This is a genomic window from Coleofasciculus sp. G1-WW12-02 (assembly GCF_040219735.1).
In the GTDB taxonomy this organism is placed as follows: domain Bacteria; phylum Cyanobacteriota; class Cyanobacteriia; order Cyanobacteriales; family Coleofasciculaceae; genus Coleofasciculus.
The window spans coordinates 99303-119653 of sequence record NZ_JAVJRX010000036.1 but is presented as its reverse complement, the minus strand read 5'-3'; the positions used below and the strand labels follow the sequence as shown (position 1 = coordinate 119653).

The window sequence follows — 20351 nt, the reverse complement described above, 5'->3', positions numbered from 1 at the left end:
GAAAAGATACGTTCTCCAAGATGCTCAAGACTTTTTTTGATGATCGAATCTACACAAACACCCGTTCCACCAGCCAAACCCCCTGAACCCTCTAAACCTGATGCCATTCCGGTCGAACCGCCACCTCCTCCACCCCCGGTTCAACCACCACCCCAACCGACACCTATTGATCCCACAAAGAAAATCAGTTAATCAAGTAAACATCTGATGAATCCGATCGCGATAACGATCTGCCACAACATTACGACGAATTTTGAGCGTTTGGGTTAATAGACCATTTTCTATGGTAAATGGTTCTTCAATTAGCTCAAAGTGCGTAATCTGATCATCTGAACGATAACCTGGGCGATCGCGTACTTGTCGATTTAACTCTTGGCGAAATAAATTTCGCACGATTGGACTATTCAAATCAATTGTTCCCTCAACCGCTTGATTGGTTGGGGACTCATTTTTGGGAACCGTTGTCTGTGAGTCGCCTAAACCCGTATTGACTATCTCCTGTTCCAACGCCTCTAAGTTGGGGACAATCAAAGCACCCAGGGATTTGTGATCTTGACCCACTAGCATAATTTGGTCAATATAAGGACTCCGTAGACAAGCATCTTCGATGGGTTGAGGTTCTTTATTTTCCCCATTAGTCAAAACAATTGTATCTTTTGCTCGTCCAGTTAACACAAGCTGATTATCTGGCGTTAACCAACCAATGTCACCCGTATCAAACCACCCATCCTTATCGATCGCGTTTTTCGTGGCTTGGGGATTTAAGTAATATCCCTGCATGATTTGGGGTCCTTTCGCCATGACTAAACCGGGTTTTCCTGGGGGTAAAGTCTTTCGATTCTCCAATTCAACGATTTTGATTTCCGTGTTAGTTAAAGGTAATCCTGAAGTCCCCCGCAGATTTTTATGCTGACGCCGCGCCGTGAGTACAGGGGAGGTTTCGGTCAATCCGTAACCCACTAATATTTCAATTCCCACAATTTCAAAAAAGTCTTCTAAATGTTGCGCCAAAGAACCGCCACCGCAGATTAATTGTTTCACCTTCCCGCCCGTTGCTTGCTGGATTTTTTTGTAAACAATCATCTCGCCTAAAAAGTGGAGGGGGGATAGTAATATTGTTTTAACCCACGCCTTAAATAATTCGGAACGTGAAGGATTTAAATTTTGTAAATCCAATCCTTTACAGAGGCGAACTGCTTTAATATACTGTTGACTGATAGCCAAAAAATTAGTAATTAATTTTTGCATCCGGGGAGGTTTATCCCGGAAGGACTTTTGGATACCTTCATAAATAGATTCCCATAAACGAGGGACTCCGACCATATATTGGGGTGTAAAGGCTTGTAAATCTTGCTTAAGATAGCGGCGATTGGTATAAATTTGCGTGCAACCTTGGCTGAGGGTAAAGTATTCGCCAATACGTCCAAAACTGTGCCAGGTTGGCAGAATGCTCAACGTGCGATCACCGACTGAGGGCTGAATAATCGCTGATGCAGCAACCAGTTGATGAATTAAATTACCATGAGTCAGCATCACTCCTTTAGGTTGACCCGTTGTTCCTGATGTGTAAATTAAGGTGGCTAGGGTTTGGTGATTGGCGGGGATGGATTGTAACTGATGCTTTGAGGCGAGGGTCATGAGTTGACCGAAGTTCAGTTGTTTAAAAGGCAATGTGGTATCGACAGTTTCATCAGATAACAACACAACCCATTGCAGAGAAAATTGATATAATTCTGGGCAAAGCTGATGATAGGTTTTCAGATTTTCTACTACCAAGCCGATGCTACCACTGTGTTTGAGGATATATAACAACTCCTCGCGATCGGCGGTAGCTGATCGCACAGCATTTGCCGCACCAGCAAGCATAATTCCTTGATCGGCAATTAGCCAACGTGGACTATTATCGGCAAATAATGCGACACGACAAGGGATGTTTTCTGTCTCATCCTGGGGGATTTCTAACCGTTGAATTCCTATAGCAAATTGCTGAATTTCTTGATATAACTGCTGATAAGTTAAAGTGAAGCTGGGCTTGGCATGAGGATCGCTAAGTGCCACAATGTCTTTAAAAAGGATAGCGGTTTTCTGCCACAGTTCGGGAAGTGAATATAATTTGGCATAATCGACGAGTCCCGTCATCTGGTAACGTTCTGTATCAGTAAACGAGTAATTTCTCATGAGTCAAATCTCCTTTGCCAGTTATCAAAGGTAATCGCGGTTCTTCGCGGAACTTGAGGATGATTGAACTATGATGACAGAGATTGGGCTGAGAAGGTTTAACTGAAGGGGGCGATTTTGCCGTCTGCACAGAAGTTAGGGTCAAAATTTAAGTATAACCATGGATTTTCTTATCGTGATGATTGGATTTTTCAATTGTTCTATTTGTTTAAACATCATCTCCTGCGGCTAAACTTAATTTATTTATTGCCGGATAGCCTGATAAAAAACCACTAAATCATTCATTTGATGACAGACGTGCCGTTGAATTTTTATGATGGACAGAATTAATTTCTTTGAATTCCCGGACGAGGCTAAACCCTACGGACTGCAACCGAAATTAGGTAGGTGGCTGTTCATTCCTCTGGGGTTAATCGTATTACTTTGTTTGGGAACAGTCTATTCTTGGAGTATCTTCAGCGGTCCTTTTGAGGAGGAGTTGAACACCCAACCCGGAGCCATTCTGCTTCCTTTTCTAGTATTAGGGGTAACGTTTACAATCGTTATGCCAATCACTGGATTGTATATGAATCGCTGTAGTCCCCGCATTCTCACGGGTATCGGCGGAATTATTGTGGGAATTGGTTATCTTTTGTCCAGTCAAGTTACTAATTTACCCCTGTTGGTGATTAGCTATGGTTTAATTACCGGAATTGGCGTGGGGATGACGTATGGAGTCCCCCTTGTTGTCGCCGCCCGCTGGTTTCCCGATCGCAAAGGGTTTGCTGTGGGGATGACGGTGGTGGGTTTTGGTCTTTCGCCGTTGCTAACCGCCCCCTTAGCTTTTAATCTGATTCGGGGAAACCCCCAACTTGGGATTCCCTCCTTGGGGATTCGTACCACGTTTATTATCTTAGGGATTGCGTTTACGGCAATTATTTTGGCAATATCTACAACTCTGAAAATGCCACCACCGCGTTGGAAACCTGCGGGTTGGACGCCACCTGAAACCGGAACAGGGGGTGATGGTGAACGCGATCGCGTCCTCAATTTACCGATGGTGCAAACCCAGACGTTTTATGGGCTTTGGAGTTGCTATATTATCGGTACATTCGTTGGACTAACAGCCATTGCTACCACAGCTCAAATTGGGCTGGAAATCGCCGGACTCGAACCGGAAGCTCTCACCTTAGCCGTTCCCTTATTTGCCGTATTTAATGGTATTGGGCGTCCTTTATTTGGGTGGTTAAATGATCGGCTTAAGCCAAAGTTAACGATTATCTTAATTAATGTGCTGATTCTGATTGCCTCCATTATTATGCTGAATACCAGTCAGGGTGAGCAAGTCAATTTTTTAGTCGCATTTTCTCTATTTTGGTTTTGTTTAGGGGCTTGGCTAGCCGTCGCCCCAGCCGCAACTTTAAGTTTTTTCAATCTGGATAATTACCCCAGTAACTATGGACTAATGTTTACGGCGTTTGGTATTGGAGGATTGGCAGGTATTTTTACCGCCGGGGGATTAAGAGCCATTTTTGGCAGTTTTGCCCCCTTCTTCTGGGTGACTAGCCTCGCTGCGATCGCGGCAATTATTGTGGCGACATTCTTACTCGATCGTCCTCGGAAAACTGCGATCGCGGATATCTTGTTTCAATGGGTAATTAGTCCCATTAGTCCTGTACTACTGTCGTTGGTGGAATTTCTGTTGGTTTTGTCCACTCCCAAACCGCGATCATCTTAATTAGAACTAAAAGAACCCCATGACAGCCATGGCGATTGAAATCGCTGCTACACAAACTTTCGTCCGCCTGCGCGGACTGAATTAGGGTCTGCTGAATAAGTCTTGTGGTGGGAGCTGGGGGAGCTGGGGGAGCAGCCTGAAACAACGGCTGTTACAGTATTGCTATTAGGGGCAATTAACAGGACATGATATGAACCCGTTTTAACGGGTTTAAGGTTTTAGCCAAAACTTGAGTTCTCGGCTGAGTTTGGGATAACTTTGGGATAACGATTAAAACTGATAGCCTACACTAAAATGAAATCCCTCATCTTGAGCATTTTCTCTTTGATCATCCAAATCCACAAAAGGAATCCCATAGTCAAGGCGGAGATTTAAGTTAGGGATGGGTTCCCAAAGCGCGATCGCATCCGTGGCATTCTGAAGTTCTTGGATGGTAACAGTGCGTCCTTCTAAGGGTTGAATAATCGGATTTAACTCCTGTGCACCAAAAACAGTACCCCCCACAACTTCGATAGTGCTAACATTTATTGTCGTTTCGGTTGGTTCAGAAGGCGGCGGTTGAACCGGTTCTTCAGGGGTGGGTAAAACCGGTTCGGTTTCCGTGGGTTCCGAAGGGATAGGTTCGGGAGTGGGTTGGAGAAATCGGTCTTCATTGGGGTTAGGTTGTTGGGCGAAGTCAAAGGCGGGAAAATGTTTGGTAGGTTCTGGTAAATTTAGGAGAGAATTAGCCAAAGCGTAACCCTGTTCGAGTGTTGAAATCAGGGTAAACCCCCCAATGATTAATAATTTAGTTTGTATCATCTCACTTCTCTTACACCCAGTCTTGAGTTATGCTAATTCAAGTCAAACTTGACCGTAAAAGTCTTTTTTTGCTTTTCTTTTACGAATTATCCGCAAATCGTTGTATATATTCCTCAAAAGGAAGACGTTGCTCAGGTTTTAATATCTCTCGTATCGCCATTCTCCGCTCAAATTGCAACTGGGAAATTTGCGATCTTAACCCTTCAACAACATCGTACTTTTGGCGCACCTGAGTTTCTGAGGCGTCGGCGCTGACGATTAATGTTTCTAGTTCTTGTTGCGCTTCGTTCCATTCCTCGTATAGAGGTTCAATTAAGGGAGTAAATTTGCGGCGGATTTGATTAAGTTGAGCAATTTGTTCCTCAGTTAATCCTAATTCTTCTACAATTTGCGAGGGATCAGGCGGCGTGTACGTCTCTATCCTTTGGGCTTGCGACTGGGGCGGAATAGGGTTGAATTCAGCTAAAGCGTTAGCAGGAGTTAGGATAAAAGCTAAGATTGTGATTGCAGAAATATGACGTAGCCACATAACTGTTTTCACCTCAGAAAATTTGGTCTGGTTTATACTTAATTGGAATGCCAAAATCATTAATATACCGTAGGGTGGGCAATGCCCACCAGCCAAAATTTCAGCACCATTCTACTTAATTGTGGGTAAATGATAGTATTGGTGGGTTACGGCGGACACCCGATTAAAAAGTTATCTTCCTGATGAAGTATCCGCCTAACCCACCCTACAATAAATTTATTTTTTATTGAGCAATACTCTAGAAGAAATCAATTTATCCACAAAACATCAGGAATTTACTTTTTATTCTTCGCAATCAACCCCATTTCTGGCGCTAGAACAATATCTTTGATTAATTTCTTGTCCTATATCAGTTTGCATTTGATTAATGACTGCATCAGATATCCGTTGGCGTGTTATCCCATTAGTATCCTCAGCTTTCACCGCTTCCAGGAAATTATCCCAGTGGCGTTGAGTGTTTACCAGCGCCTCGAGTCCTCTATTTCTATTGAAGTTATTTGCCCTAACTGTATCTTTTACAATATTACCTGTCCATTCAAGTATCGGGTCAACTTCGTTGGGCTGAAGTGTCAGTGGTAGACTTGGCGAAGTTCTATTAACCGATTGTATCACTGCATCAACAACATTATTGACAACTGGACTAATTGACGAATCCGTCGAACCAATATTGATGGTTCTCCCATTGTCTCCAATGATTTTTGTATCCGTTGTATTAGTTCCAGAATTTGCCGTGTCGGAGTCAGAGGTGTCAGCATCAGTCTCAGGAGTCTCTCCAGAAGTATCAGTGTCTGGAGTTTCTGGATTAGTTCCAGGATCAACAGAACCAACAATAATCACTTCTCCAGAAGTTTCCCCAGAAGTATCAGTGTCTGGAGTGTTGGTATCGGTTTCGGGCTCAAGATTATCAGTTACAATAATCACCCCTCCAGAAGTTTCCTCAGGAGTCGGGGTAATGGTGATGATCTCACCAGCGCTAATGATGATCTCACTAGCGTTGGTGATGTCACCAAAGTTGATATAATCTTCTATCGCCTCAATCAGTAATGTGCCGCCATCGCCATTAGCATAAATTTCTACATCACCTAAAGCCACGCGCTCTCCTAAAAGGTGAATCTTAGAAGCATCAAGAGTACCAGAAACAACAGCCGTTCCAGTTTCTGTCGGAATTGGCTGATTTGAAGCGGCTAACCAGACTTGACCTTTTCCGTTTGTTCCCAAAGAATGCCTCTATGATTTTCTTAATCAAGCACAACAAGATGAAGTAGAAGCCGAGCAAACGTTTCGAGCTTGGGTACGGCAACAGATTTGAACGTTTTGAGCCTTTTGCTATATCAGGGTATGATAGATGATGGCGTTGTTTAAAGGAGAACCTATTACAGTAGAGAAGCGAAGGTAAGCGAATTGCCTATAAAAGTTTCTATTCAAAGAAATATTTTAAAAAAAAATCATAGCAAACCCTGAGGCGGTGTAATCTCAATCCGACGATTTTGAAGGTCTACTACTGGGACAATTTCATCAACAAAAGGAATCAAAACCGTTACTGGCTTAGATGGTTTTTTCCTAGCTTTACGTTGCTTACTAATTCTATTCGGGAGTGGCGCTTCTGGTTTAGCTGGCGTTGGTTCAGGTTGCTGGTGGAGTTTAACCTCTAAAAGCATATTTCCCGCCGGAATCACATCCACCACGACACCAACCAATTCCCCAGTTAACTGGTGGAAAACCTCTAAATCCAGCACATCTAGGACATGGTATTCATTCTCCCCCAACTCCGGGCGATCGCTCTGGGGAACCAATAGGGTTGAATCCCGTAAAGCTTCGGCTTTTTCCCGGTTGTCCACGCCAGTAAGTTTTACCACATAGATCCCTTTACCCTGAACGTAACGTCCCCCTAATAATTCCACAGGTTGCGGTTGTCTATCATGAGATTGCTTTAACCAACGTTGTCCCGGTTTCTCAAAGCGTTCGGGAAAATCAGAATTGGGATAGACGCGCAATTCTCCTTTTAACCCCTGAGGAGCAATAATTTTACCAATTTCTAGCCAGTCGTCATTTGTCATTTGTCAGGGAACAGGGAACGGGGAACAGGGAATGGGGAACGTCTGGTAGACTTGGGTCTGGGCGAAGCATTCGCGCCGGGACTTTGGTAGAAAACCGAGACATCTGGACGCGAATGCTTCTCCCCTACGACTTTTTACACCAACTGACAATCTATGTAGCCGCAGGTTCAACTGCTTGATCCATCAGTTCTCGAAACTGAATCACATCTTGACGTGGATCAGCATGAGTTACCTGAACATCTAAGCGATCGCCCAGTCTAACGGACCGCTTAAACCGCATGACTAACTCTAACCCTAAATCTTCCAACAGAATCAAGCCCAAGTTGTCGTGTTCGCGTAACCAACGCAGCATTAACGCTTGCCACACTTGATCCGGGTGACGCCGTAAATATTCCAATCCCCAATAGCGATTGGTTTGGCGTTCCACCATCGCGGCTTCTGATGCGGCTGTAGTCACGCTCTGCATGGTTTCTTGCAGGTATTGAGCCGAAAAGGGTAAAGGATCACCGCGCAGGTGGGCTTTTAGTTGAAAATGATTCAGCAAATCGGTATAACGGCGGATAGGAGAGGTAACTTGGGTATAGGTTTCCAATCCCAAACCTGCATGACGCAGGGGAGTAATACTCATTTCACTGCGAGGCATACAGCGGCGCATGGCACAGAAGCGCACTGGACCTGGGGGCAATACCAGCAATTCTTCATCAGAGGGAAGTTCCGGCTGGGGTTGTCCGCGAAAGGGGAGGGGAATTTGATGGCTTTGACCATAGCGTCCAGCGACTTCCCCGGCTAGAATCATCATTTCTGCGACCATTAGCCGCGCCTGGGAATCCTCTAAAACCTGAATGATGATCTCATCTTGATTCCGGACTTTAATCACCGCCTCTGGCATGTGGATACTAATCGCACCTTGACTCGAACGCCATTCTTGGCGACGCTTTGCCCATTTCGCGATCGCGGCAATTTCCGGTTCTGCTTTCACCCCCAGTTCCAGCATTTCATCCACATCTTCGTAGGTGAGGCGATAGGTGGGTTTAATCAGGCTGGGGTGAATCTGGTACTCTTCAATACTGCCATCTTCATCCAAGATCACGCCAAAACTCAGGGATGGACAGACTTGACCCTCCACTAAACTCATTGGACCGGTTGCCAGTTCCGCCGGAAACATGGAAATCATGCCCGTCGGTAAATAGAGAGTGGTACTGCGCCGTCGGGCTTCTTTATCCAGTTCGTCTTCGGGTCTAACCAAGCGGGTTGGATCAGCAATATGAATCCACAGACGCTCTCTACCCTCTTCGAGTTGTTCTAAACTCAACCCATCGTCGATTTCTGAGGTACTCTCGTCATCAACGGTGTATACCTTCAAATAAGTTAAGTCTAAACGGTCTTGATCAGGGTCGGGAGGCGGAGAATCCAAGTATTGTTGCACCAAGTCAAGCACCTCACGACGAAAGTGAACAGGGTAAGATGAGCGCCGCAAAAACAGATTCTCGTGAGGAGTCCAAATCCCTAAGTCTACCAACAGATCGAATGCCGCTTGGGGAGTTTGCGGGCGATCTAGGGTAGCTAATAGATCTTGGGCTACACGAGACGCATTTTCTGGATACAGGACAAACCGTTCGAGCAGATCAAAGCGAGTGCGATCGCTCTCTTGCCAGTCTACCGCTTCGCCGTTGAGTTTGTGCTGAGTGCGCTTTAAAAATTCCTCTTGCTCTCGCTGCTTCGATTCGGTGGCTAATTGCTGATGTTTAATTTCAGCTACCTTAGTTGCTGGACGGGGTTCGTAGCTATCGGCTTTTTGTTTAAAGTAGAGTTTGTCTTCCGATAGCAAGCAATGAGCGGCATAACATAGGGGTGGGCTTTGGTCAGAAAACAAAAGCTGTGCCATTTGTGCACAGGTTACAGCTTCTCCCTCTTCCACCAGCAATTCCCAAGCCACTTCTAGGCTGGATGGATCGAGATAAGGTTCTACTTGACTGAGAAAGTCGGAAATTTCTGATACGTCAAATTTACCACCCTGGACTTCGTAGGTAACTTGCCGGGGATGAAGCGTGTGAGATTGACCACGTTCGTCAATAACCGTCCAGCGCGTTTTGCCATCTGGACGGTCTACGATCGCTAGATGACGATCTCCTTGCACACGAAATTCTATAAGTGTTCCTTTTTCCACCAGCTTCGCTAATCCCGGTCGTTTATCTTTATGTTTAGAAAGGCTCCTCTAGAAGCCCCCACTGTACTCCTCAGAGTCAGTGTGTGGAGTTATCAGACTCTCTACCTAGTCTAACGGGTGATGGGGTAATCCCAAAAGGGTTAGACGGGGCATCAAAGGATTCAATCATTTGACACCACCGTCTAATCAGAGATCGGTTGTCTCACCGCACCTCACCCTAAGCTCTTTTAAGCCGCATTATCCCTCTTTATTGACGAAAGGTAATAATGCTAAGATGCGAGCGCGTTTAATGGATCGCGTCAAAGCTCGTTGCTGTTGAGACGTAAGACCTGTAATCCGACGAGGCAGAATTTTACCCCGTTCGGTAATGAATTTGCGGAGTAATTCCACATCCTTGTAGTCAATCGGATCTCCAGGCTTGATCGGAGAAAGACGTTTGCGAAAGTAGGTCATGGGCAGTTCTTAGGGATTTGTGGTCATCAAGTTTAGTTTAGAGTGCATTGCCATCGTTCATGGCTATTTTATTTCTTTATGCACCGTATGCTTATTGCAGTGAGTGCAGAACTTTTTCAGTTCTAGACGCCCTGTGGTATTGCGACGGTTTTTCATTGTCGTATAGCGAGAGACACCGTTTGATCGCTTGTCTGGGTTAGTGCGACAGTCGGTGCATTCTAAGGTTATAACGAGTCGGACTCCTTTCTTACTTGCCATAGTCTTACTTCTAAGAAATTAAATCAGGGTGTGAGTGAATTTAAACACAATCTCTTATTTTTGCATACGACGCCGAATTTGGGCAACCCATCGCTTCAGACGCAGATCGAGGGAAAACCCGCGACGGGTTTGAATCACGATGGTTTTGGCGATACGATCATGAAAGGCTTGCTGAGTTTCCGGTTCCGATAAAGCTATGCCACAATCGACTCCTAAGGGCGCAATTAACAGCAGCAAGGAGATACCATTCGCCAAACCGATATTTAAGCCAATCATGGCTAAGAGCGCACAAAAGCCCAGAATGCCTTCTCGTTTGCTTAGCGTCAATAGCCCTGGAAGTTTGCCGTATTTAGCATCGAGCACTTTCATATCCAATGCCCAGCGCCCCAAACTCTGACCCTGATTGCTCGATACCAATACCACCCGCAGCCCTAACCAAAGCGCCATAAATACTAGCATTTGCAAAAAAGCATTTCCACCCGCCATCGAACTAACCAGCCAAACGGCGACAAAATCGATGAGGAAGGCACACACCCGCCGCTCTATTGGCACTTGAGGAAAGCGCTTGTGAATGGGTTCAAGTTCATACATGGTTAGGGTAGGGCTATGCAATCTCTATTCATTCTATGGTAACTGGAATTGAAGTTCCAGACGTAGCCGGCTATAATTTCGGCTAAGATTCAATTTTTTGACGCAATCTTTTAATTGTACTGGCGCGGCTAACGATTGTAGCCATACCCTTCTCAATTTGCACAAAGACTTTACCCGAAAAAACGTTACGCAAAGCCGGACGTTGGTAAACTAGAAAATTATTGATTTCTGCTTGAGGTTCAAAACCCATCTCAGCTAGGGTAATATTGAGAGTTTGAGTAAATACTTTTTTATTCTTGAATTCTAGAGAGAGAGTCACGCTGCGATTAAAGTAAGCACCCAGTAATCCGGCTACTAGACCGAGAGTAATACCATAACGATAAGGAAGGGGTTGGGTTAAACTTAGCCCCAGAACTTGGGAGGCTAAAAGAGCAACAATTAGGGTCATCCCTGTGAAGTAATAATAGAACGTTGCCCAAAAACCAGGACCTAGTTGCATACAATAACCTCTCTAGATTCAAACCAAGACAGCCGGGAATCGAGTTTAAAGGATCAGATGTGATCTTAAGGGGTGAGGGGTTTGGGGAGCTATAAGTCCCACAGCATAATCTTTGATTGGCTGTGGGATGATGTCACTAGAAGATCCATAGACAAGCTCTACTAAGTTTAAATTTTGCTATAGTAATCTAAAGCGAACGAAGGGCGACTAGCTCAACGGTAGAGCAGCGGACTCTTAATCCGGTGGTTCAGGGTTCGAATCCCTGGTCGCCCATTCCCAGACTCAAATACTGGCTTTTGATAATATACCTCAATACAACACTTAGAATCCTCTAAACATGTCCCCAGAAACCAACTTAGGTGCAGATGCGGTTGATCACGCGATCGCGAAGGGAGTGGACTTGGACGGAAGTCCCATTCCCGCCGCTAAACTGGAACTCTACAACCAAGTGATGGCACTCGAAGCCAACCGACAGCGTAGCGGGGTATCAAACACGATGCGATCGCGGATTGTCCGGATTGGAGCAAAACATATTTCCCAAGACGAACTCAATCAAATGCTTATCGATGCTGACTTTGCCCCCCTTAAAGAGAAAGAAATTGCTTTTTATTACGGGGGAAAATAGCAAGTAACCCCCTTTTGGACTTTGGCGATTAAAATCGCGGAACCACGCAAATCTAGTCCGCCTGTGCGGACTAGATTTTAAAGAGTGCTTCCCATTACAACAGATAGAATCAACGAAACAACTGGGGATAAATCTTTCGCCAAGCCAACCCAGCAAAAAGACCCATTCCTAAGAGTAGCCCGATTAACTTCACAAACCAGAAATTGGATAAGCCTAGGGGCCAGCGCAATAGGTCAACCAGAGCCGCAAGGGGCAATAGATTGGCAATATTTCCCAGTATAGGCGGTAACGTTTCACGCGGAAAGTAAGTCCCACAGAAGGTAAACATAGGGACGATAAATAAGAAAAGTGGCACGTTAATTTGGTCAATTGTTCGCATGATTCCCGCCGTGAACAGTCCCATAACGCCAAATAGCATACTCCCCAAAATAATCAGGGGTAATGATATCAGTAAATGCCAGCCTGAGTAGAGTCCCCACACCACCGCAACTAATCCCGTCAAGCTACCCGCGATGATGCCTTTGGTGGTTGCCCATAGCCAGTCCCCCAAAAACACTTCTGTGAAGCTCAACGGCGCTGTGAGTAGAGCTTGCCAGGTTTTTTGGAATTTCAGGCGAATAAAACTGCCAAAAGCGCCCTCAAAAAAGGATTGGAATAGCACACCAATGGCAATCATACCAGGGGCAATAAACTTTAAGTAGGAAACCGTTTCACCGTTGTAGGTGACATCGCCGACTAAGGGACTAAGCCCATAGCCAAAAGCGACGAGATAAATGATCGGTTCAGAAAGCGGAGGTAAGCTATTTACCAGCCAAGTTTTCTGATAAACCCTAGCATGACGATGCCAGACTGAGTAAACTCCCCAAGGGGTAACAGAAATGCCTTTCATTTTTATTTGCGATTTCAAAGATTTTGTTTTGAATGAATCCTTTGTGGCAGCTCCCTTAGCTAACAGATGACTGTAGGGGCGGGTTTGACTCCAATCCTTTGTTGCCACTCAGATGCTAATAAACCCGCCCAGACGAAATGGGAGAATTCTTTGACGAATGACGCATTATTCAAGTGATGTACCTGTCAGGTGCAAAAATACATCGTCTAAATTGGTATGGCGACGGGTTAAGCTAAAAGGATTGGTAGCATCCAGACATTCCCAAAGAGGGTGGGGATTGTCTGCTGGTAAGCCAATCAGGTAACCATTGCCAAAAGAGCGATACCACGTTTGATACTGATGGGCGAGTTGTTGGAGGATTTCTGCTGAAATGCCCTCAATTTCTACCACCTCTGTGCCAACAGTACGCTCAATCAGTTCCTCAGGAGTGCCTTGGTCAATCATTTTACCCTGTTGGAGTAAAATAAGGCGATCGCACAATCGTTGCGCTTCATCCATATAGTGGGTTGTCAATAGCACGCCACAGCCCTTTTGTTTAAGCTGACTGACTAACTTCCAAAAATCTTGCCGCGCATGGGGGTCAAGCCCAGTTGTCGGTTCATCCAGAAACACCACTTGTGGCTGATTAATCAACGCCCGTGCTAACACCAGACGCCGCTTCATACCGCCAGAGAGTTCATCAACCCGATGTTTAGCATAGTCTTGCAACCCCACTTGTGCCAGTAACTCCCCTGCCCGTTTCCGAGCCGCTTTGCCGACAATTCGGTAGTGATGGGCAAAGAAAATCAAGTTATCGAAGACACTAAAATCGGGGTCAAGATTATCTTCTTGAGTCACTATACCCATCGAGGAACGCGCCAAACGCCCTTGAGATTGGATTTGATACTGTCCGAGTTGCACAAAACCCCGACTGGGAATTACTGAACCATAGAGCATTCCTACTGTCGTGGTTTTTCCTGCACCATTGGGACCAAGCAGACCCAAAATTTCTCCCGAATTTAGGGTAAAATTAACACCTTGAACAACATGGTTTGAACCGTAAGATTTCCACAACTCATAAGCTGTGAGTACCACGGACTGGGTTTGAGGTTGAGCTGTTGTCAGAGTCATAGGTAATGATGATTACACCGCCGATTGTTTGCTTTATTGTCAAGAGAATAGAGTCACCTTGAAAAGCCCTAGGGTAAGTTTCAGATATTGTATTATATTGTAATACAATCTTAAGTCAAGCTATCACAGGCGGTGAAAACTTCACCTCACCCAATCAGGTTATTTGTCATTTGTCATCCATTATCTAATCCGTTACCACCTTCATTCATTCTTTGTTTAACATAGAAAATATACTCATCCTCTCGATTCAGCTCACGAGCAAGCGCCTGAATATTAAGACGTTTGAGTACATCAATCGTGATCGGTCGCTTGTCGCTCCAGAAAATCATGGACTCAAGAAACAGAGTGGCGAAATTTGAGTTAAGGAGTTCAGTAATAAACTGTGCTTCTTGCTCAAACCAACAGGGCAAAAAGTAAACGTATCATCTAAGACAACTGACTTACCACCAATAGGTCTAACTAATTTAAAATTGAGTTTTTTGTAAAAACCAGATATAGCTATTTTCCACGGAGAGAAAGTATAAGATCCTACCCCAAAAATCGAAAACGGTGGACGTTTTTTATAAACTGAACTCTTGCGGTTAAACAATGCCTCAGCATTATTTTGTAAGTAGTTCCATGTTTTTGGCGCATTGTTCTGAATATAGCTTGTCTCTTCACCGATATAGCGCTGGGTTACGAGCAGATATTTACGACAATCTAATACATGATCGTTGGCGATATCGGAGCTTTTGAGAAGAGGATAAAGATAAGTATCTTCCAACGAAACAGTTACACCATATCCATTTTGATATCCCTGACCATTTTTCAATAATTCCATAATTTTAGCACAGTCATGCTTAAGACCAGAGCGCCAGATATAGTTTTTATCGATACCGGATAAATGCTGCAACTGCTTGTAATTTTCCAGGTCAGCAATAACCCTGTCATCATAGTAACCAATTGTGTTGCTCGGCTTTTGGTCGCACAAATGTTCAAAACAGTGGCAGGTTTTTGATGGGGAGTATGTCAAGTTTGTAGGTTGGGTTTCGTTCCTCAACCCAACGCCATCGTTAGGGTGAGAATTACCGACAAACCTGATCTGCACTTTTTCGGATGGTATTATGTCTCCAATGTAAAGGACAAATAAGCAAGCATCCACTCTGAAATATCAAAGTTACTTTTACCTGATTGAAGCCTCCACTGTAAAGCATTGGATATAGTGAGATAACCCTGAACAGGTGGATTACTCAAAATATCCTCCGCAATGTTTAAAGCTTCAATATCATCAACAGGTAGATTTCTGTCTTGCATGAAAGCAATTAAGTCATCTGTATTACTATCATTCTTGAGAATCTCAAGTCCTTGTAGAGACCCAAGGTTTGCGCCCAGAAACTCCCTAAAATATACCGCACTATTGTAGCTGTGCCACGCTAGTAAGGTGGGCAATTCCCACCCTACAATTAATCATCCCTTACAGGCAACGGAGTCTCCAGAATTTCCATCAACAACTCCAGCCGTGAAGGACGAGACAAAAGCGGAATCAGGTTTGGCAGTGAGTAGTAGTCACCCGCAAAGGTAAACGTATCTACTTGCACTTGCCGTTCCCGCAACTTTTGTTCAATCCAGTCATAGGAACTCCCTACCTTGACGATGATCACATTTGGCAGCACATTCAACTCCTGACAATAGGCATCAAAAGCGTTACCAAAATAGGGCGCCGTGTTTTCCCCTTGATCAGTTACCAAGATAAACTGCTCCACCAACTGCTTACGCCGACGCATCGCCTCGACGCTACAGCCGATGCTAGTACCACCCCCCGCCTGGATGTGCTGAAATGCACGCTCCCAGTGGCTGTAGAGATGCTCCTGCGGCAGATTATTCGCCAAGATATCGCCCAATCGGGTATCTCGACTCAGGCTTGCCTTAACCGGGTAGGGCATTGTGTCAAAGGCATAGACAAACAACTCGGCTTCCGTAATCCCGGAAATCAACGCAGCCAGGTGCTTCCCCACCTCCAAGGCTTGATGCATGGAGCCAGACTTATCCACCAACAGCGCCGTGGGTTTAGCGATTTTGCCCCGCTTTTTCACCTGCTCATCCATGACGCGCTCTAACTGAGCGGTAGTGGCGAGATCTAACCCCGCTGCTTCGGCTGCAACTCGTCCCTTTAGGGCGGATACGCGGCTATCTGATTGAGCCGCAATCAGCTTTTCATCAATCAACGCCTTCAGCTGGGGGTGCTCCATGGCTCCCCGCACTTTGAGAGACTTGAGGTTATTAATCACCTCTTGGGGTGTCATGGAATTAATCAGGGCGACTAATACAGTGGGCGTGATTTGCTTAACCGCACCAATGGCAATCGTATAGGGAATATTATGTGCCACAATCTGCCGCGCTTGTTCGGTAGGAGTCGCTGCTTTTGCCAATTGCTTGAGCGCAAAAGCAAGGCTATCCTCAGGAGGCGCATCCTTAAACAGGATGGCATTAGCACGCTCATTGGGCTTAATATGCAAGCTGGCGTAGAGGTGCTTCATTGACTTGCGTCCCCGCAATGCAGCCCGATCAAAGAATGGGGGCTGTTTTTCCCGCTTTTGCAAATAACGCCGTACTGCTGTTCGAGCTGAACGGGGAACCTTTTGCTGGTGCTGTTTCATGAAGTCCACCATTCGCGCCACTTGGTAAGGTGGAAAAGTTTGCAGCAACATGAATCCGGCTTCTCGGTGTTCTGTTAACTGACTGGTCAACAGATTCCCCACAAACACTTCTTTGTGATCACGAACATCCCCTTCATTTTGATACCATACACCGAGGTGTCCATAGAAAATGGGGTCAAGTTCCACCATCATTTTGTGCAAGTCTGCAACCTTGTTCAACTCTCGGTGAGGTGTGGTTAACAGACTGTTGAGCATTTCCAAACGCAAGTCGCGTTCTGCGGTATTCATGACAACCTCCTTTAATGAAAAGAATGGAGGCAAATGTCGCACGTTTTGACTAAAAAATAGTGCCGCACAAGTTCAGAAAGCTGTTAGGTTTACCGTGACAGGGTAAGGATGTAAGCTTTCCCGGTTAGGGCGCGGCGACAACTGCCATTTATTTTTGTAAAGATGGGGTTGAGTAAAGGGCGACCCGATCGTCTGTAGGGGCGGGTTTTACCGATAACATGCTCTTCAAAACTGGTAATTTTTGTAAAAGAGCCCTGTTTCTGGAGTTTTTAGTGAGTGCAAGCGGGTCGCCCCTAAATCCGAACCAAAGGTGACATTTTCAAATACTTGAATCACAGGTTCTATCTCTAGGAATGTCCAGGATTTGTTTATGCGATCGCGCATACCCAGAATCTCCTACTGAACAGAAACCCCAGCCCCAGCAAGTTCTAACTGTTGCTTGATTTCTTCTGCGGTTTCTGGCGTAATCGCTTCCTTCACCACTTGTGGTGCTGACTCAACAAAATCCTTGGCTTCCTTTAACCCCAATCCCATTAGCGTCCGTACCACTTTGAGAATCGAAATTTTCTTCTCTGCCGGAACATGATCTAAAATCACATTAACTTCAGTAGGTTGTGGTGGAGAGTATGAGCATATAGGGACTGGAGAAACTACGCTGTTATAGAACATGGTTTTTGGGGAAGCATCGACGTCAAATGTGACTTCAATTTGCTTAACCAGTTCAGAGGTTTCCAGCAGGGTTAATGATTTAAGTTGTTCTATAATTTCAAACGTTTTGACTGACATCGACGTTTCCCCCGTAATGTTCAAGCTAACGCGCAAGTCAAAAAAGCTGTTGGTTCATACACGGGAATCGAACCCGCAACACACCGATTTACCGTCGATTGCTCTACCAGTGAGCTAGTATGTAAGCTTTTTCAGTTTGGGCGCGTTAGCGCTCTTTATTTCTTTGGGCAAAATTGAATGGATGAATCACTTCGCGCAAGTTAAAAAAGCCGTTATTCATACGCAGGATTTGAACCTGCATAATCTTGAGCCTAAATCAAGCGCCTTTTCCTATGGCTAGTATGTAAGCTTTTTCGGTTGGGGCGCGAAGTTGATTTTAACACTTGCAAATAAGAGATATCCCGCGCAAGTTAGCAAAGCCGTATTACTTGGAGCTCTAGGCAACCGCTTAACAGGCGGAACAGTATGTAAGCTTCACAGGTAAGGGCGCGGGATATTGAATGCTGAATTTTAGACATTGGATTGAAGGGAATAGGTAAACTTACCGTTATCTGTAATCATCCAAAATCTGAGTGGATGGGTGCGATCGCGCAAGTCAAAGAAGCTTTTTTTACACCTCTCCAAGAGGCGGAGAGGGTAGGAATTGAACCTACTATCTGAGGTTAAGTCAGACGTTACCAGTTTGTAGGCTTCTCCAGTTGGGGCGCGATCGCACCCGTAAATCTCGCTATGTATTGAGTCGGAATTCGCGCAAGTCAAAGAAGCTTTTTTTACACCTCTCCAAGAGGCGGAGAGGGTAGGAATTGAACCTACTATCTGAGGTTAAGTCAGATGTTACCAGTTTGTAGGCTTCTCCAGTTGGGGCGCGAATTCCTGTCATTGCTGATGCTGTCTTATTTAACCGTAAACGGCTTCTGGACGGATAATTAGGTCGCCGCTGGGACGCCGATCTACAACATAAGCAGTTAAGCGATCGCGTCCGACATCAAAATACTGAGCAATGCGTTCCTTGACAGCATTATCCTTCATCTCAACTTCGACACCAAGCTGATTTTCTGGAATATCATAGGAACGACCTTCAAAGCGAATGTGAACCATGCTGGCACCTCCTAAAAATTGATTCGATTGGTGTTTATCAATCTATCTCAGGAGCAAACGCACTCATTTTCCTCAAACTACCAGCATTGATTTTGATTCACAAACACTGATATTTTTTAGATTAAGAAACGCCGCTCTAAAGAATAGACCGTTTGGCTGTGACGGATTTTATCAGTCATTTGATTTTGACTGATAAAATTGGAGGTTAAACGCTCTTTTTCCGTCATAGATGGGTCTAAATTACGCTGATTTGGTTTAGTATCCCACTCTAAAGGAGTGAGAAACTGACGAACCAGCGGGGTATACAGGAGTAACATAATGAACCGATTTTGATTTCAAAACATCCTGATTGACGTTCGTGAAGATTTCCGACGTTTTATTCAATTTTCAAGGTTCAGACTGGGCTTTTGAGGTAGAGAGTTTTGTCTCTCATCTCTCTGTCATATATTTATACTACATAAATGCTACATACTTGTCAATAGACTGGACAAATTTTTTTTTGGGGAGTTCCTGGGGTAAAGATGCAGGGGGGCGGGGGAAGCCTGTAGAGACGTTCCGGTGGAACGTCTGGAACATATTGGTCGGGCGGTGGAACGTCTGGAACACGTTAGTCGGGGCGGGCGCGAGTCACTTATGGGTAAAGCTAGAAACGATAAGAGTAAAACCAGCCCCTACACAGGTACTACGCCCGATTAGCGAAGCGAAGAGTTTTCCCCAATCAACAAATGACGAATGACGAGCCTCACCGTTAACTGTCAGCCGACTACTGACAACTCTTTCACCAAGCTAATATGAGTCTTTACGGTACTAAAGCCAACGGATTCATAAAGCCGCAGCGCCCCCAACACGTTTTTCGCATCAACGCCCAGTTTGGCTGTCTCCACACCAGCCGCCTTGAGTTGTTGCATCCCAGCCAATAACATGGCTCGTGCTAATCCTTGCTTCCGAAAGCCTCGCCTGGTTCCTAGAACCGCAATCTCACCTTCACTGCGTCCGTTGCGTTGATTCTCTTCAGGATTAATACGACAATAGCAGAACGCCGCATACGTCCCATCTGGAGCTATCGCAATTAGACTAAATTCCGGTTTGTAGTATGGGCTTTGTAATTCATGTAGCACTCGCTCAACGGTTAACTCATGATGATTCCAGTGATCGATAAACGTCTGGTTGTACAGTTCTACATACGCCTCAGCATCCTGTTCTCCTTTGCTGTAACCCAGGGTGAAGTCTTCTGGAAATCGGGGTTCTGGGATGGGTTCCTGGAGACTTCGCACCATGCTAAAGAAGTAGCGATCGCGCTTAAAACCACAACGTTCTAAAATGGCAATCCGATCCGTTTTATCGGCGCGAGAACCACAGCGCACTTTTACAGGTAAACCTCGTTCTCGACTCACCTGGCGCAAGCGTTCCTCAGCCCAGGCGATAATCTGTTCCTCTAAATCACCGCTTCGTGCTGTCGGATGAACCCGAAACCCTAGAAATCCATCAATCAGAGTATCAGTAGGAATAATCCACAGCCGACCAAAACCAATAAGCTGATCATCGGCATCCTGCCAAAGAAAGAGATCCCGTTCTTTATCAATACAGGGGTCATCAAAGGATTGCTTGAGTTCCGTGACAGATGTGCCTTCTTCAAGCTGATCAACGGTTTCACAGGTATTGATCAGATGCGCGATCGCGTCTAAGTCTGCTTCCCCCTGATAGGGACGCCGGGTAATAGTACTCATCG

22 protein-coding genes, 4 tRNA genes and 1 pseudogene are annotated in these 20351 nt (G+C 45.2%); 5 read left to right on the top strand and 22 right to left on the bottom strand.

The features are described 5' to 3' along the window. The first annotated feature begins 39 nt into the window (after positions 1-39). Positions 40-192, top strand: a complete 153-nt coding sequence (locus RID09_RS06190) for a hypothetical protein (protein ID WP_446335073.1) — start codon at positions 40-42, stop codon at positions 190-192. Here RID09_RS06190 and RID09_RS06185 read toward each other — a convergent pair whose 3' ends face one another. Further along, on the bottom strand, positions 193-2178 hold the full coding sequence (locus RID09_RS06185; RefSeq protein ID WP_446335072.1) for an AMP-binding protein: 1986 nt from the start codon (positions 2176-2178) through the stop codon (positions 193-195). It lies immediately after the preceding gene. Between the two features lie 313 nt (positions 2179-2491). Here RID09_RS06185 and RID09_RS06180 point away from each other — a divergent pair, with 313 nt between their 5' ends. After that, positions 2492-3895 carry an L-lactate MFS transporter gene (locus tag RID09_RS06180; RefSeq protein WP_446335071.1) on the top strand — a complete coding sequence of 468 codons (1404 nt, stop codon included), beginning with the start codon at positions 2492-2494 and terminating at the stop codon, positions 3893-3895. 270 nt (positions 3896-4165) lie between these two features. Here RID09_RS06180 and RID09_RS06175 read toward each other — a convergent pair whose 3' ends face one another. The 9 genes from RID09_RS06175 to RID09_RS06135 all read right to left on the bottom strand — a co-directional run bounded on the left by RID09_RS06175 (position 4166) and on the right by RID09_RS06135 (position 11250). Next, positions 4166-4696 (bottom strand): POTRA domain-containing protein, encoded by a 531-nt coding sequence (locus RID09_RS06175; RefSeq protein WP_446335070.1) that lies wholly within the window; start codon positions 4694-4696, stop codon positions 4166-4168. A 79-nt stretch (positions 4697-4775) separates the two neighbouring features. Continuing rightward, positions 4776-5225: a Spy/CpxP family protein refolding chaperone gene (locus tag RID09_RS06170; RefSeq protein WP_446335069.1), complete on the bottom strand. Its 450-nt coding sequence runs from the start codon at positions 5223-5225 to the stop codon at positions 4776-4778. Between the two features lie 282 nt (positions 5226-5507). Then, positions 5508-6443, bottom strand: coding sequence for a hypothetical protein (locus RID09_RS06165; RefSeq protein ID WP_446335068.1), 936 nt, complete (start codon positions 6441-6443; stop codon positions 5508-5510). Positions 6444-6670: 227 nt separating this feature from the next. Beyond that, complete coding sequence (gene rimM / locus RID09_RS06160; protein ID WP_446335067.1) at positions 6671-7282, bottom strand: ribosome maturation factor RimM; 612 nt, start codon at positions 7280-7282, stop codon at positions 6671-6673. A 151-nt stretch (positions 7283-7433) separates the two neighbouring features. After that, a complete protein-coding gene (locus RID09_RS06155; protein WP_446335066.1) occupies positions 7434-9449 on the bottom strand; it encodes a ribonuclease catalytic domain-containing protein in 2016 nt (671 codons plus the stop codon). 237 nt (positions 9450-9686) lie between these two features. Next, positions 9687-9902: a 30S ribosomal protein S18 gene (rpsR, locus tag RID09_RS06150; protein WP_446335065.1), complete on the bottom strand. Its 216-nt coding sequence runs from the start codon at positions 9900-9902 to the stop codon at positions 9687-9689. Between the two features lie 63 nt (positions 9903-9965). Then, the gene (gene rpmG / locus RID09_RS06145) at positions 9966-10160 is read right to left on the bottom strand and encodes a 50S ribosomal protein L33 (protein ID WP_446335064.1); all 195 of its coding nucleotides are present in this window, start codon (positions 10158-10160) and stop codon (positions 9966-9968) included. A gap of 54 nt (positions 10161-10214) precedes the next feature. After that, positions 10215-10772, bottom strand: a complete 558-nt coding sequence (locus RID09_RS06140) for an RDD family protein (RefSeq protein ID WP_446335063.1) — start codon at positions 10770-10772, stop codon at positions 10215-10217. A gap of 61 nt (positions 10773-10833) precedes the next feature. Beyond that, on the bottom strand, positions 10834-11250 hold the full coding sequence (locus tag RID09_RS06135) for a hypothetical protein (RefSeq protein WP_446335062.1): 417 nt from the start codon (positions 11248-11250) through the stop codon (positions 10834-10836). 201 nt (positions 11251-11451) lie between these two features. Here RID09_RS06135 and RID09_RS06130 point away from each other — a divergent pair. Both RID09_RS06130 and RID09_RS06125 read left to right on the top strand, forming a co-directional pair. Continuing rightward, positions 11452-11523: transfer RNA gene (locus RID09_RS06130), tRNA-Lys, on the top strand. Positions 11524-11587: 64 nt separating this feature from the next. Then, positions 11588-11875 carry a small RNA NsiR4-regulated ssr1528 family protein gene (locus RID09_RS06125; RefSeq protein WP_446335061.1) on the top strand — a complete coding sequence of 96 codons (288 nt, stop codon included), beginning with the start codon at positions 11588-11590 and terminating at the stop codon, positions 11873-11875. Between the two features lie 109 nt (positions 11876-11984). On the opposite strand, the gene RID09_RS06120 is transcribed toward RID09_RS06125, so the two are convergent. The 11 genes and pseudogenes from RID09_RS06120 to RID09_RS06070 form a co-directional block, all read right to left on the bottom strand. Continuing rightward, the gene (locus RID09_RS06120; protein WP_446335060.1) at positions 11985-12764 is read right to left on the bottom strand and encodes an ABC transporter permease; all 780 of its coding nucleotides are present in this window, start codon (positions 12762-12764) and stop codon (positions 11985-11987) included. 165 nt (positions 12765-12929) lie between these two features. Then, positions 12930-13874, bottom strand: a complete 945-nt coding sequence (locus tag RID09_RS06115) for an ABC transporter ATP-binding protein (RefSeq protein WP_446335059.1) — start codon at positions 13872-13874, stop codon at positions 12930-12932. 325 nt (positions 13875-14199) lie between these two features. Continuing rightward, on the bottom strand, positions 14200-15015 hold the full coding sequence (locus RID09_RS06110; RefSeq protein ID WP_446335058.1) for a hypothetical protein: 816 nt from the start codon (positions 15013-15015) through the stop codon (positions 14200-14202). Beyond that, positions 14976-15215: pseudogene (locus RID09_RS06105) on the bottom strand (hypothetical protein); the annotation flags it as partial. The gene RID09_RS06110 and the pseudogene RID09_RS06105, both read right to left, overlap by 40 nt. Positions 15216-15316: 101 nt before the next feature. After that, a complete protein-coding gene (locus RID09_RS06100) occupies positions 15317-16798 on the bottom strand; it encodes a hypothetical protein (protein ID WP_446335057.1) in 1482 nt (493 codons plus the stop codon). A gap of 396 nt (positions 16799-17194) precedes the next feature. Continuing rightward, a complete protein-coding gene (rplL, locus tag RID09_RS06095) occupies positions 17195-17584 on the bottom strand; it encodes a 50S ribosomal protein L7/L12 (protein ID WP_446335056.1) in 390 nt (129 codons plus the stop codon). 50 nt (positions 17585-17634) lie between these two features. After that, positions 17635-17708, bottom strand: a tRNA-Tyr gene (locus RID09_RS06090). 444 nt (positions 17709-18152) lie between these two features. Then, positions 18153-18220 (bottom strand) — tRNA-Leu (locus RID09_RS06085). Positions 18221-18312: 92 nt separating this feature from the next. Continuing rightward, positions 18313-18380 (bottom strand) — tRNA-Leu (locus RID09_RS06080). A gap of 41 nt (positions 18381-18421) precedes the next feature. Next, complete coding sequence (locus RID09_RS06075; RefSeq protein WP_446335055.1) at positions 18422-18622, bottom strand: hypothetical protein; 201 nt, start codon at positions 18620-18622, stop codon at positions 18422-18424. A 116-nt stretch (positions 18623-18738) separates the two neighbouring features. Then, positions 18739-18939: a hypothetical protein gene (locus RID09_RS06070; protein ID WP_446335054.1), complete on the bottom strand. Its 201-nt coding sequence runs from the start codon at positions 18937-18939 to the stop codon at positions 18739-18741. Positions 18940-19180: 241 nt separating this feature from the next. Here RID09_RS06070 and RID09_RS06065 point away from each other — a divergent pair, with 241 nt between their 5' ends. Further along, complete coding sequence (locus RID09_RS06065; protein WP_446335053.1) at positions 19181-19318, top strand: hypothetical protein; 138 nt, start codon at positions 19181-19183, stop codon at positions 19316-19318. A 59-nt stretch (positions 19319-19377) separates the two neighbouring features. On the opposite strand, the gene RID09_RS06060 is transcribed toward RID09_RS06065, so the two are convergent. Then, the gene (locus RID09_RS06060) at positions 19378-20349 is read right to left on the bottom strand and encodes a GNAT family N-acetyltransferase (RefSeq protein WP_446335052.1); all 972 of its coding nucleotides are present in this window, start codon (positions 20347-20349) and stop codon (positions 19378-19380) included. Positions 20350-20351 lie beyond the last annotated feature (2 nt).